Raw genomic sequence first — 12,784 nt, 5'->3', positions numbered from 1 at the left:
ATGTCGGCAAGCCATACGCTCGCCCGTCCTTGGCAGGACAGTGCCCCGCGACGCCTTCGGAACGGTGACGTGGGTCACGCAGCCAAGGAGCCAGCCAATGTCATCCGTTGCCGAGAACGCCAAGATTATCACCATGGGCCTCGCTTTCGGGGAATCGCCGCGTTGGCATGAGGGACGCCTGTGGCTCTGCAACTGGGGTACCGGAGAGATCGTCGCCGTGAGCGAAGACGGCAAGAGCAGGGTGATGCTCACCATGCCAGCGGTCCTGCCCTACTCCATCGACTGGCTGCCGGATGGCAGGTTGCTCGTGATTTCAGGCCGCGAAGGCCTGCTGCTAAGGCAGGAGGTGGATGGCAGGCTCGTCACCCATGCCGATCTGCGCGACCTCTCGAAAAGCCCCTGGAACGAGATCGTCGTCGATGGGCGCGGCAATATCTATGTCAATGGCGGCGGCCCGGCGCCGGCACCCGGCCAGCATTTCGGCCCGGGCACGATCGTGCTGATCACACCGGACGGGACGGCCAGGCAAGTGGCTGAGAATATCGCGTTTGCCAATGGCATGGCTGTGACCCCGGACAACAGGACGCTGATCATTGCCGAATCCCACTCCAACCGGCTGACCGCCTTCGACATAGCCGCCGACGGCACTCTGGCTAATCGGCGGGTGTGGGCCGATCTCGACGGCTATCCCGATGGCATCTGCCTAGATGCCGAAGGGACGGTCTGGTACGCGGATGTTCCCAACAAGCGCTGTGCGCAGGTACGCGAAGGCGGTGAGGTGCTGCAGACCGTGACCGCCGATCGCGGCTGCTTCGCCTGCATGCTGGGCGGTGTCGACGGCAGGACGCTGTTCATCACCGTCGCCGAATGGCGCGGCTTCGACCACATGTCGAGCGACGCCCGCACTGGTCAGGTGCTGGGCGTCGCTGTTTCCTCGCCTGGCGCGGGATGGCCGTCTTACATTTCGGGCACACGCTGATTGGCGAAAGCGATGGAGATAGCCAACGCCGCTACGACAGCTCCGACGTGCGCCTGCGCACCACCACACCCAGTTCGTCGCTTTCGCGGGCGATGCGCAGACGCTCCTCAGCTTCGGTCGCCTCGCGCTGGCGGTCCCACATCGAGGCGTAAAGCCCGTGCTTGCGCATCAGATCGGCATGTGTGCCGCGTTCGGCGATCTGGCCGTCCTTGAGCACGATGATTTCGTCGGCCGTGATCACCGTCGACAGCCGGTGGGCGATGACGATGGTAGTGCGGCCCCGGCTGACCAGGTCGAGCGCGGCCTGGATCTCCTGTTCGGTATGGCTGTCCAGCGCCGAGGTCGCCTCGTCGAGCATCAGGATCGGCGGCGCCTTGAGAATGGTGCGGGCAATCGCCACGCGCTGCTTCTCGCCCCCGGAAAGCTTCAGCCCGCGCTCGCCGACCATCGAGCGGTAACCCTCGGGCAGCCGCTCGATGAAAGGGCCGATCTGGGCGAGTTCGGCCGCCTTGCGCACCTCCTCCTCGCTGGCGCCGATGCGGCCGTAGCGGATGTTGTAGGCGATGGTGTCGTTGAACAGCACGGTGTCCTGAGGCACCATGCCGATCGCCGCGCGCAGGCTCTCCTGCGTCACTTCCCTGACATCCTGGCCGTCGATCAGCACCTGGCCCGACTGGATGTCGTAGAAGCGGAACAGCAGCCGCGAGATGGTCGACTTGCCCGCGCCCGAAGGACCGACGATGGCGACCGTCTTGCCGGCCGGCACCTCGAAGCTGATGCCTTTCAGGATCTTGCGGTTCGGATCATAGGAGAAATGCACGTCGCGGAATTCGACCTTGCCGGCTTCGATCGCGAGCGGCCTGGCACTGGGCTTGTCGACGATCTCCTGCGGCACGTCGAGCAGGTCGAACATCTGCTCGATATCGGTGAGGCCCTGGCGAATCTCGCGGTAGATGAAGCCGATGAAATTGAGCGGCACCGAGAGCTGCATCAGCATGGCGTTGATGAAGACGAAATCACCGACAGACTGCGTACCGCGCTGCACTTCGAGCGCGGACATGCACATGACAATGACCGTGCCCAGACCGTAGATGACGCCCTGGCCGAAATTCAGCCAGCCGAGCGACGTCCAGATCCTGGTCGCCGACATCTCGTAACGCGCCATGGAGCGGTCGAAGCGCTCGGCCTCCATGGCCTCGTTGTTGAAATATTTGACCGTCTCGAAATTGAGCAGAGAGTCGATCGCCTTGGTGTTGGCGTCGGTGTCGCTGTCGTTCATGTCGCGGCGGATCGAAATGCGCCAGTCGCTGGCGCGAACCGTGAACCAGACATAGAGCCAGACGGTGACCGCCACCACGGCTACGTATTTCCAGCCATAGGTGTAGGCGAAGATGCCCGTGGTCAGCGCGAATTCGAGGATGGTCGGCGCCGTGTTGAGCATGATGAAGCGCACGATCGTCTCGATGCCCTTGGTGCCGCGCTCGATGATGCGCGACAGGCCGCCGGTGCGTCGTTCGAGATGGAAGCGCAGGGACAACTGGTGCATATGGACGAAGGTGCGGAAGGCAAGCTGGCGCACAGCGTACTGGCCGACGCGGGCAAACAGCGCGTCGCGCAACTGGTTGAAGCCGAGTTGCACGAGCCGCACCACATTGTAGGCGACAACCAACATGACCGGGGCGAGCAGGAAGGCGGGCAGCGGCGGCGTCGATCTGCCGTCACCGGCCAAGGCGTCGGTCGCCCATTTGAAGAAATAGGGTCCCGCGACCAATGTCAGCTTGGCAACCACCAGCAGAATTGTCGCCCAGGTGACGCGCGCCCGCAGATCGGCACGATCCGCCGGCCACATATAGGGCCAGAGGTTAAGCAGCGTCTTGAAGGTCGGGGAATCGGCGGAGACGGTTTTTTCGGCCACTTTTCTTGCCTTTTGGGTGAGAGGGTCAGCGGCTGGTCGAGCAGGAAACGACGAGCGCGCTCAGCGAAGCCGACACGCCGGCAAGCGCGGCTTGGTCCACCTCGTAGCGCGAGCGCTGGCGGTCAGGCGCGAAGCGCACCAGCCCCGCCTCGACCAGGATCTTCAGATGCTGCGAGACGGTCGACTGGGCGAGATCGAGGTGGTCGACAACGTCCCGACAGCAGCAGAAACCGCTGGCAGACAGGCGTTTCAGGATCTCGATGCGCGCAGGGTGCGAGAGCGCGGCGAAGCGGGCAGCGATGGAGTGGCTGTCGGTGGTGCAAGAGGTTGGCGCGCTCGTCGCGCGGTCTTGTTCAGGCAGGGATTCGGTCATCGTTCATCGGCGATAGACGATGAACAGTGACGAGGCAAGCTGGCCGGATGGGGAGATTGCAGGCGGAGGGCTGCGAAGGATCGGCTTCGGAACGGCTTGCAGCCGCCCCGCTGACGCTTGCCTACTCCGTCTTCGCCGAATGCGTCGTCATCTGGTCACCCATCGCCTTGAGGTCGGCGGCCTCGCCTTCCTTAGACCGTGGCGGGACCTTGAACACCTGTCCCGGCCAGATGCGGTCGGGATTGCGGATCTGGTCCTGGTTGGCGAGATAGATTGTCGAGTAGCGCATGCCATAACCGTAAACGCGCCGCGAAATCCGCCACAGCGTATCGTGGCGGCGGATGATCACGGCGCCGTTGGCATGTTCGAGCTTAGGTGAAACAGTCTCGGCCACATCGGAAGGCGGCGTGGCCACTGCATCGGCCGGAGCCGGTTCCGCCGGGTTGGCGGGCGCTTCAGCGGCAGCCGACGGTTCGGCAGACTTTGCATCGGCCGCCTTGGATCCAGCAGGCGCCACGGCGGCGACCGCCTCGCCCGGTTCGCGCTCGAACGGTACGGCGGCGCGGGCCACCACCTTCATCCCGTCGGCATCGAGGCCATCGACACGGATGGTGTAACTGCCGACCGGTACGTCGCGCCTCGCCTCAACCAGGAAATGGCCATTCGGCGATGTCTGCGCTTCGCCAAGCAGGATATCGTTGGCATAGGCGCGCACCTTGCGGCCCGGGTCGGCGAGGCCGGCGACAAAGATCTTGCTGCCGTCAATCTCGACCGCTTCGACAACGATCTTGGGTTCGGCCACGGATGGCGCGGGCGGCGTTGTCGGCGCCGCAGGAGCAGGCGTTGCTTCGATGGCGGCGGACGTACCTGGCGCCGGAGCCGCGGCTGCAGGCGCTTCCGGTGTTGTCTGCGGCTGGGGCACGGTCAGCAGTTCGGCCGGCTTGCCCGGTTCCTCGACCATGGCCAGCACCTGGCCGCTCGCATTGGCGGGAATGGAGACGACGGCCGTCTGGGCGGAAGCGGTCGCGACATCGCCGGCGGTGGAGCGCAAGGCAATCGTATAGTCACCAGGCTTCAGCGGATCATCGAGCACGATGACGAAGGCGCCATCCGGACCGGCGACCGTCGAGCCGATCACGGTCGAACCGTTGAGGATCTCGACCTTTGAATTGGGCGCGGCATTGCCGGCGACGACGATCGAACCATCGCCTTCAACGCGCACCACGTCGAAGGTCGGGGCGATCGGACCCGCGACGGCAGGCGCGGTTGCCTCAGAGGTTGGAGCGGACGGTGCCGCAGCCTGCGGCAGCCGCGCTTCCGTGCCCGGATTGGCCGGCTTCGGCGCCACAGGCGGAGCCTGCGCCGCGACGTCCGCCGGCGGCGTGCGATTGAAATATGGGTCGAGCGCGCCCGACACATAGGCGGTTCCCGCGACCGCAACGGTCCCACCCGCCGCGAACAGAAACGCCTTCAACGGATTGATCGCCATCTACTTCCCTGCCCCTTAGCCACCTAACGCCGGTCTAGCCTGTTTTACCATCACCGACAAGAAAAAGCCCGGACTTCTCGGCCCTTAGGGCTTGACCGCGCTTTCAGACCCAATCACCAATCATCGGCATGAATACGATTCGATCCGTCTGCGTCTATTGCGGCTCGTCTCCGGGCCGCGATGAAACCTATGCCAAGGCTGGTCACCTGCTCGGGCGATCGCTTGCGCGCTCCGGCCTCAGGCTGATCTATGGCGGCGGCACCAAAGGCATCATGGGCGCTGTCGCTGAAGGCGCGCTCAAGGCCGGCGGCAAGGTCACCGGCATCATTCCCCGCTTCCTGATCAACAGGGAAGCAACCGAAACCGCGCTAGACCGGCTCGACGAGCTCGTGATCACCGAAAACATGCACGAGCGCAAACATAAGATGTTCGAGAAATCCGACGCCTTTGTGGCGCTGCCGGGCGGCATCGGCACAGTCGAGGAGATCGTCGAGGTCATGACCTGGGCGCAACTTGGCCATCACCGAAAGCCGATCGTCTTCGGCAATGTCGGCGGATTCTGGGATCCGATGCTGGCGCTTATCGACCATATGGCAACCGAAGGCTTCATTCACACCGCACAGCGGGTCAAGCCGCTGGTCGTCAATGACCCCGAGGCAATCGTCGCCGCCATCATGGTGGCAGGCTCCTCGGTCGATGCGCCGACGGAGGGCGTGCAGTCGGTGATAGATAAGATGTAGGGGAGTAAGGGAGTAAGGGAGTAGGGGAGTAAGGCAGTAGCGGAAGATAGAACCTACTGCCCTACTGCCCTACTGCCCTACTGCCCTACTGCCCTACTGCCCTACTGCCCTACTCCAGCCTGCCGCAGATCAGCGATTACCGCCCGCCGATCTTGGCGCCGCCAGGCAAGATGGATCGAGACCTTGCGCTCGAACCATGGCAGGTCCCGAAACAGGATCCCGGGCGGCGCGGCGATGCGCAGGCTCGACTGGACGGTGGCAAGGCCGAGGCCGGCGCTGACAAGGCCGAGCGAGGTCAACGGGTCCGCCGTCTCATAGGCGATATCGGGCAGGAAACCCGCCTTGGCGCAGGCGGCCAGGAACTGGCCGCGATTGGTGTCGTCGGGCTGGCGCACGACGGTGATCCAGACGCGGCCGTCGAGATGGTGCGGCTGGATATCGGCCACTTCGGCGAGCGGATCGCCTTCGGGCATCGCCAGCGCCAGCGGCTCGTGGCGCAGCGGCATGCTGGCGACATCGGGATCGTCCGCGGCGGGCGGCGAATAGACCAGGCCCAGATCCAGCGACCGCTGCCGCAGCTCCTCGATCTGCGCCGCCGAGCGCAGGCTTCTCAACTGGAGATGAAAATCCGGCCGGTCGCGGCGGAATTGGCGCAGCATCGCGGCGACAAGCCCGGCGTGCACGGCGCCTTCGACATAGCCGATGGCAAGACGCCCGACAGACCCGCTGGCAAGGTTTCGACCAAGTTCCTCCAGCCGGCGCGCGTTCGACAGCAGCGCGCGGGCCTCGGCGAGAAAGGCGCGGCCCTCGGCATTGAGATGGACGCGCTGTTTTACCCGTTCGAACAGGGTTACGCCAAGCTGCTGTTCAAGCTGCATGATCTGCCGGCTCAGCGGCGACTGCGAAATATGCAGCAGCTCGGCGGCGCGACCGACATTGCCGGTTTCCGCGACGGCGACGAAATATCGGATCTGGCGCAAGTCGAACATTTTTTGCTCCGCGCGGCATCAAGTCTTCAAAAGTCTCAACTTTAGCCTAATCAGTCTTGGACAGTCTGACCATCCAGCGCGATACCTGCCGTCACCTACCGCTGACAAACAGGAGACCGACATGCAGTTCTTTGCCCTCCTCACCCGCAACACCGAAAAATTCACCGATGCCGATTTCGCGCCGCTGCTGCCCGGCGAGGCCGAGCAGCGGCGCACGCTCTACGCCCAGGGCGCGGTTCGCCAGGTCTGGAACCGTGGCGACATTCCCGGGAGCGGCATGATGTTCGAGGCGGCCAGCGATGCCGACGTGCGCAGTCATCTCGGCAGCTTGCCGCTGGTCAAGGCCGGCATGATGGACATTGCCGCAATCGTGCCGCTGAACCCTTATCCCGGTTTCGGTCCGAAGCGCTAAGTGTGGCAGTCGCAATGCGGTGGCGGCGAAAGGCGCCGCCGCACTGACGCGGCCGCTCGAGAGAGTGTGATCGGCTGTCAAGGAACCGTCACACGAAACCCCGCCGCCCATGCTAGATGTTGCAATCACGCGCCGCCAAGCGGTGCGATGCTCGAAATATGCATCCGGCACTACACCATGGATACTGCTCTCGCCCCGGAAGGCACCGACCTGTCGCCCTACCTGCCAGACGAGCATGGGCTGTTCTTCATCTATCATTTCACCGCCGACGGCCTGCGCACCAAGGATGCCGCCGGCGCGCAATGGACGTGGCGCAGCTACCAGCTTTCCGACATGCGCGCACGCCACGAGATCGCCGCCGAACAGGCCCTGCCGGCGCCAGTGCGCGAGGCCTTCCTGTCCGCCAGCCATGGCTGCCACATCGACCTCGAGGATGACTGGCTCTACGGCGACCTGCCGGACCTGCGTCACGACTATTCGGCGGAAGCCGGCGGGCTTGGCCATTTCCGTTTCGCCCTCAACGACACCATGCTGGTCGGCGCCCGCAAGCAGCCCTTGCAGTCGGTCGACAATATCCGCAAGGCGATCGAGAACGGCTCGCGCAAGTTTCGCTCGCCGGCCGAGCTGATCGAGGCGGTCGTGGGCCAGTCGTTCGACGGCATGGCGGTGGAACTCGCTGCACTTGGCGACAGTCTCGACGGCATCGAGGACCGCATCGTCTGCGACGCATGGCACAATGAGCGGCAGGCGCTCGTCGATGCGCGCCGGCACCTGGTGGTGATTCACCGGCAGATGGCGACCCTGACAATCTGTTTCGCCATCTCGACCATTCGCACCGCAACGACCTGCCCGATTCGATCAACGACATGGCAGCACGGCTTTCGCACCGCGCGCAGACGCTGCACTATGATGGCGAGCAGTTGCAGGCGCGCGCCAGGCTGTTGCAGGACGAGCTGATGGCCAAGCTGACGACGCAGTCGAACCGGCTGCTCTACGTGCTGTCGGTGATGACCGCGGTGCTGTTGCCAATGACGATCATCTCGGGCCTGTTCGGCATGAATGTCGGCGGCTTGCCGCTGGTCAACACGCCGATAGGCTTCTGGGTGGTGACTGCGGTTTCGATGCTGATCGCCGGAGCGACCTATCTCTTCGTCAGGCGGCTCGGGCAGATGTAGCCCGGCGCGCCGTCGCCAGCATCGACCAGGAATACATGGCCAGCGCCGCCCAGATCAGGGCAAAGGCGACAGCCTGGGTGGTGTCGAACGGCTCTTTGAAGATCAGCACGGCGATCAGGAACACAATGGTCGGCGCAATATATTGCATGATGCCTATGGTGGAGAGACGCAAAAGCCTGGCGCCGAATGCGAACAGCAGCAGCGGCACCGCGGTCACCGGCCCGCAACCGGCCAGCAACGCCGCATCGACGCCGTTGCCGGAAACGAAATGGTCCTGTCCGGTGGCGATCAGCCAGGCGATATAACCCAAGGCCGGCACCGACAACAGAAGCACTTCGAGCAGAAAACCCTGGCTGGGGCCGATCGGCAGCGTCTTGCGGAAAAAACCGTAGGCGGCGAAGGAAAAGGCCAGCGCCAGCGATACCCATGGCAACTTGCCAGCCTCGATCGTCAGCACGGCGACCGCGATCGCCGCAAGCACCACGGCCGCGATCTGCAGCCGATCGAGCCGCTCGCCGAGCAGCAGGGCGCCGACCACGACGCTGACCAGGGGATTGATGTAATAGCCAAGGGCGGTTTCTACGGTGCGGTCGACGGCGATCGCCCAGACGTAGACGCCCCAATTGACCGAGATCAGCGCCGCCGTCAGCGCCGCCATGGCGATCGTGCGGGGCGAACGGATTGCCGCCTTGAAATCCGCCGTGCGGCCGGCCCAGACCAGAACCGCGGCGGCGATCGGCACCGACCAGACGATGCGGTGGGCAATCACCTCGGCAAGCGGCAGGTGCGCAACCGCTTTCATGTAGAAAGGCAGCAAACCCCACAAGAAATAGGCACCCAGCGCCAGCAGGAAGCCGCTGCGGGCTTTTGAAACTGCGTCCTGGGTAATTGCTTCAGCGGCCATGGCCCAACGCTATGGCCCAGTATCCTTGGCAAGACCATCGCAAAGTTCTGATGGATCAATGGACTTTCGCTGATGGTTCAAACTTACTCCGCCGCCACCAGACCCGCCATGTCCCGGTTCTTCATCAGCTTGTAGATGATGGAATCCATCAGCGCCTGGAACGAGGCGTCGATGATGTTTTCGGAAACGCCGACCGTCCACCAGCGGGCACCTGTCGCATCATGCGATTCGATCAGAACGCGAGTGATCGCCTCGGTGCCGCCATTGAGGATACGCACCTTGAAGTCGGCGAGTTCCAGATCGGCGATTTCGCCCTGGTATTTGCCGAGATCCTTGCGCAGTGCGATGTCGAGCGCATTGACGGGGCCGTGCCCCTCGGCCACCGACATCTTCTCCTCGCCCTCGACCAGCACCTTGACCACCGCTTCCGACACCGTCTTCAACTGGCCATTGGCATCGAAGCGGCGTTCGATCATGCAACGGAACGAGGTGACGTGGAAGAACTCGGGCAAGCCGTGCAGCATCTTGCGCGCCAGGAGCTCGAAGGAGGCGTCGGCGCCCTCATAGGCATAGCCGGAGGCCTCACGCTCCTTGACCACCGATATCAATGCGTCGAGCCGGTGATCGTCCTTCGGCACATCGATGCCGCGCCGCTTCAGCTCGGCCAGGAAATTGGCCTTGCCGCCCTGGTCGGAAACCATGACGCGGCGGCGGTTGCCAACCGCTTCCGGCGGCACATGCTCGTAGGTCGCAGGTTCCTTGGCGAGCGCCGAAGCGTGGATGCCGGCCTTGGTGGCGAAGGCGGAAGCGCCGACATAGGGCGCCTGCGCCTCCGGAGCGCGGTTCAAGAGTTCGTCGAAGGCGCGCGACAAGCGCGAAATGCCGGTAAGCGCCTCGGCGGAAATCCCCGTCTCGAAACGGTCGGCGAAGGCCGGCTTCAACGCCAGCGTCGGCACGATGGAGATCAGATTGGCGTTGCCGCAGCGTTCGCCAATGCCGTTCAGCGTGCCCTGGATCTGGCGCACGCCCGCTTCGACCGCGGCCAGCGAATTCGCCACCGCCTGACCGGTGTCGTCATGGGCATGGATGCCGAGATGGTCGCCGGGAATGCCCGCGGCGACGACCCTTTCGACGGTTGCGCGTAGTTCCGAGGGCTGCGTGCCGCCATTGGTGTCGCACAGCACCACCCAGCGCGCGCCGGCATCATAAGCGGTCTTGGCGCACGCCAGCGCATAATCCGAATTGGCCTTGAACCCGTCGAAGAAATGCTCGCAATCGACCATCGCCTCCTTCCCCGCGGCAATGGCGGCTTCCACCGAGGCCTTGATGGACTCCAGATTCTCCTCATTGGTGCAGCCGAGCGCCACACGGACATGATAGTCCCAGCTCTTGGCGACAAAGCAGATGGCGTCCGACCGCGACTGGACGAGTGCGGCAAGCCCAGAATCGTTGGAAGCCGACACCCCCGCCCGCTTGGTCATGCCGAAGGCGACGAACTTTGCCTGCGCGGTGCGCTTCTCCCTAAAGAAGGCCGTGTCGGTCGGGTTGGCGCCGGGGTAACCGCCCTCGACATAGTCGAGGCCGAATTCGTCGAGCAGCTTGGCGATGGCGATCTTGTCCTCGACCGAGAAGTCGATACCGGGCGTCTGCTGGCCATCGCGAAGTGTTGTGTCGAAGAGGTAGAGGCGTTGCTTTTTCATCGTCCTGTGGGCGCTTGAACGCCCCCCTCTGTCCTACCGGACATCTCCCCCTCAAGGGGGGAGATCGGCAGTTCGAATGTCCCGCCATCACCTGCGGCGCTGAAAATTTGCGAAACCCCGGGTGATGGCCAATCTCCCCCTTGAGGGGGAGATGGCCGGCAGGCCAGAGGGGGGTGAGCGCCGACATCAGTTTTTCCCCACAAACCCATCCGTAGCCCGGATCAGCCGGTCCAAGATACCCGGCTCGGAATAGGCATGGCCGGCACCCTCGATCAGGTGAAAATCCGCCTTCGGCCAGGCCTTGTGCAGCGCCCAGGCGTAGCGTGCCGGGCACGGCATGTCGTAGCGGCCGTGGACGATGGTGCCGGGAATGTCCTTCAACTTCCAGGCATCGCGCAGCAACTGTCCCTCCTCCAGCCAACCGGCATGGACGAAGTAGTGGTTCTCTATGCGGGCGAAGGCGACGGCGTAGTCGTCCTCACCAAACGGTCCGCTGGTCTCCGGCTCGGGCAAAAGCGTGATCGTCTCGCCTTCCCACAGGCTCCAGGCGCGGGCCGCCTCGATCTGCGCGTTTCTGTCGGACCCCACCAGCCGCTTGCGATAGGCGGCCATCAGGTCGCCGCGCTCGGCCTCGGGGATCGGCGCCAGGAAGCGCTCCCACTTGTCGGGAAACATCTCGGAGACGCCGAACTGATAGTACCATTCGAGTTCGGGGCGGGTCAGCGTATAGATGCCCCGTACGACGAGCTCACTGACGCGTTGCGGGTGCGTCTCGGCGTAGGCGAGCGCCAGCGTCGAACCCCAGGAACCGCCGAAGACCAGCCATTTGTCGAAGCCGGCCATTTCGCGCAAGCGCTCGATATCGGCGACCAGGTGCCACGTGGTGTTGGCCTCCAGCGAGGCATTCGGCGTCGACTTGCCGCAACCGCGCTGGTCGAACAGGATGACGTCGTAGAGATCGGGATCGAACAGCCGCCGATGCTTTGGCGAGATGGTGCCGCCCGGCCCGCCATGCAGGAATACCGCCGGCTTGGCGCCTTTGGTGCCGGAGCGTTCCCAATAGACCTGGTGGCCGTCGCCGACGTCGAGCATACCGCTCTCGAAAGCTTCGATCTCGGGATAAAGCGTGCGCAGTTCAGAGCTCATAGTTGCAAACCTTTGGACGGCCAGTCCGTCGTTTCATGGTCGGGATGCTGGAAGGAGATGATCTCCTCCTGCCTAGCGTAATAGTCTGGATCCTGGTGGACGGGCTGGTCGAAGATCGTCTCCACCCAAGGCAGCCGCCCGGCGTAATTGACCTGGATCTGCGGCGCCAGGTCGGAGCGATCGTCGAAGGCGCCGATGGCGATCTCCAAGCCGCCGGGCTGGCGGTAGGTCAGCGGCGTGCCGCAGCGGGCGCAGAAACCGCGATCGATGTTGACCGAGGACTGGAAATAGCTCGGCTCCTCACGTGTCCATTCGACGCCGTCCTTCGGCGCCGTCACCAGGGCGCCGAAAAAGGAACCGAACTGTTTCTGGCACATGCGACAGTGGCAGATGGACGGGCGTCCAAGCTTGCCCTTGATGCGGAAGCGCACGGCGCCGCACTGGCAGCCGCCGGTTCGAATGGTCTCGCTCATGATGTTTTCTCCGGCGGCCATTGCTCGGTGTCGTGGTCGGGATGCTGGTAGGAGACAAGCTCTGCCAGATAGGGGGCCGAACCCATGTCCGCCATCGTATCCTCGCCCGGCAATTCTGGAATGGAATCGACGTAAGGCAGCTTTGCCTCCGTGCCCCACTGGATGGTCGGCGCGATATCAGCCGGATCGTCGAAGGCCGCAATCGCCAGCGCCATGCCGTCCGGCGCCTCGAACGTCAGCGGCGTTCCGCATTCGGCGCAGAAGCCGCGCCAGGCAGCGTTCGACGAGCGGAAGCGCTTGGGCTCGCCGCGCGTCCAGTCCACCTTGGCGCCGCGCACCGAGACCAGCGGAAGGTAGAAATTGCCGCTCGCCTTCTGGCACATGCGGCAATGGCAGACCGAGGCATCGCCGAGTGCGCCCTCGACGCGAAAGCGCACGGCGCCGCACTGGCAGCCGCCGGTGTAGATCGGCCGGTTGTCGAGGCTCATG

At 64.1% G+C, this 12,784-nt stretch carries 12 protein-coding genes and 1 pseudogene; 4 read left to right on the top strand and 9 right to left on the bottom strand.

Translation table 11 applies throughout. The features are described 5' to 3' along the window. Nucleotides 1-97: 97 nt before the first annotated feature. Entirely contained in the window at nt 98-979 is an 882-nt protein-coding gene (locus ACIU1A_RS07235; protein ID WP_140517830.1) for an SMP-30/gluconolactonase/LRE family protein, read from the top strand. A 31-nt stretch (nt 980-1,010) separates the two neighbouring features. Here ACIU1A_RS07235 and ACIU1A_RS07230 read toward each other — a convergent pair whose 3' ends face one another. From ACIU1A_RS07230 to ACIU1A_RS07220, 3 genes are all read right to left on the bottom strand, one after another. Beyond that, the gene (locus ACIU1A_RS07230) at nt 1,011-2,894 is read right to left on the bottom strand and encodes an ABC transporter ATP-binding protein/permease (RefSeq protein WP_140517829.1); all 1,884 of its coding nucleotides are present in this window, start codon (nt 2,892-2,894) and stop codon (nt 1,011-1,013) included. Nucleotides 2,895-2,919: 25 nt separating this feature from the next. After that, nucleotides 2,920-3,267 carry a helix-turn-helix transcriptional regulator gene (locus ACIU1A_RS07225; protein WP_140520669.1) on the bottom strand — a complete coding sequence of 116 codons (348 nt, stop codon included), beginning with the start codon at nt 3,265-3,267 and terminating at the stop codon, nt 2,920-2,922. A gap of 121 nt (nt 3,268-3,388) precedes the next feature. Then, nucleotides 3,389-4,756, bottom strand: a complete 1,368-nt coding sequence (locus ACIU1A_RS07220) for an Ig-like domain-containing protein (RefSeq protein ID WP_404926973.1) — start codon at nt 4,754-4,756, stop codon at nt 3,389-3,391. 128 nt (nt 4,757-4,884) lie between these two features. Between ACIU1A_RS07220 and ACIU1A_RS07215 the strand changes: the two genes are divergently transcribed. Further along, on the top strand, nt 4,885-5,496 hold the full coding sequence (locus tag ACIU1A_RS07215; RefSeq protein WP_140494518.1) for a TIGR00730 family Rossman fold protein: 612 nt from the start codon (nt 4,885-4,887) through the stop codon (nt 5,494-5,496). Between the two features lie 101 nt (nt 5,497-5,597). Here ACIU1A_RS07215 and ACIU1A_RS07210 read toward each other — a convergent pair whose 3' ends face one another. Then, entirely contained in the window at nt 5,598-6,485 is an 888-nt protein-coding gene (locus ACIU1A_RS07210; RefSeq protein ID WP_404926972.1) for a LysR substrate-binding domain-containing protein, read from the bottom strand. A 121-nt stretch (nt 6,486-6,606) separates the two neighbouring features. On the opposite strand from ACIU1A_RS07210, the gene ACIU1A_RS07205 reads away from it, so the two are divergent. Both ACIU1A_RS07205 and ACIU1A_RS07200 read left to right on the top strand, forming a co-directional pair. After that, a complete protein-coding gene (locus ACIU1A_RS07205) occupies nt 6,607-6,897 on the top strand; it encodes a muconolactone Delta-isomerase family protein (RefSeq protein WP_140555775.1) in 291 nt (96 codons plus the stop codon). Nucleotides 6,898-7,074: 177 nt separating this feature from the next. Then, nucleotides 7,075-8,072 (top strand): annotated as a pseudogene (locus ACIU1A_RS07200) (transporter). On the opposite strand, the gene rarD reads toward ACIU1A_RS07200, so the two are convergent. The 5 genes from rarD to ACIU1A_RS07175 form a co-directional block, all read right to left on the bottom strand. Beyond that, nucleotides 8,050-8,976 (bottom strand): EamA family transporter RarD, encoded by a 927-nt coding sequence (rarD, locus tag ACIU1A_RS07195; RefSeq protein WP_404926971.1) that lies wholly within the window; start codon nt 8,974-8,976, stop codon nt 8,050-8,052. The pseudogene ACIU1A_RS07200 and the gene rarD overlap by 23 nt on opposite strands. 83 nt (nt 8,977-9,059) lie before the next feature. Then, nucleotides 9,060-10,676: a citramalate synthase gene (gene cimA / locus ACIU1A_RS07190; protein WP_404926970.1), complete on the bottom strand. Its 1,617-nt coding sequence runs from the start codon at nt 10,674-10,676 to the stop codon at nt 9,060-9,062. A gap of 186 nt (nt 10,677-10,862) precedes the next feature. After that, nucleotides 10,863-11,822 carry a prolyl aminopeptidase gene (pip, locus tag ACIU1A_RS07185; protein ID WP_140764157.1) on the bottom strand — a complete coding sequence of 320 codons (960 nt, stop codon included), beginning with the start codon at nt 11,820-11,822 and terminating at the stop codon, nt 10,863-10,865. After that, a complete protein-coding gene (locus tag ACIU1A_RS07180) occupies nt 11,819-12,295 on the bottom strand; it encodes a GFA family protein (RefSeq protein ID WP_140520673.1) in 477 nt (158 codons plus the stop codon). Before ACIU1A_RS07180 ends, pip begins: the two co-directional genes overlap by 4 nt. Further along, nucleotides 12,292-12,783 (bottom strand): GFA family protein, encoded by a 492-nt coding sequence (locus ACIU1A_RS07175; protein ID WP_140818856.1) that lies wholly within the window; start codon nt 12,781-12,783, stop codon nt 12,292-12,294. The genes ACIU1A_RS07180 and ACIU1A_RS07175 overlap by 4 nt, the downstream gene beginning before the upstream one ends. Between the last annotated feature and the right edge of the window lies 1 nt (nt 12,784).

The sequence above is a fragment of the Mesorhizobium maamorense genome, from assembly GCF_044998965.1.
Lineage (GTDB): Bacteria > Pseudomonadota > Alphaproteobacteria > Rhizobiales > Rhizobiaceae > Mesorhizobium.
The sequence above is the reverse complement of the archived record's forward strand: the minus strand, read 5'-3'. Positions and strand labels throughout refer to the sequence as shown.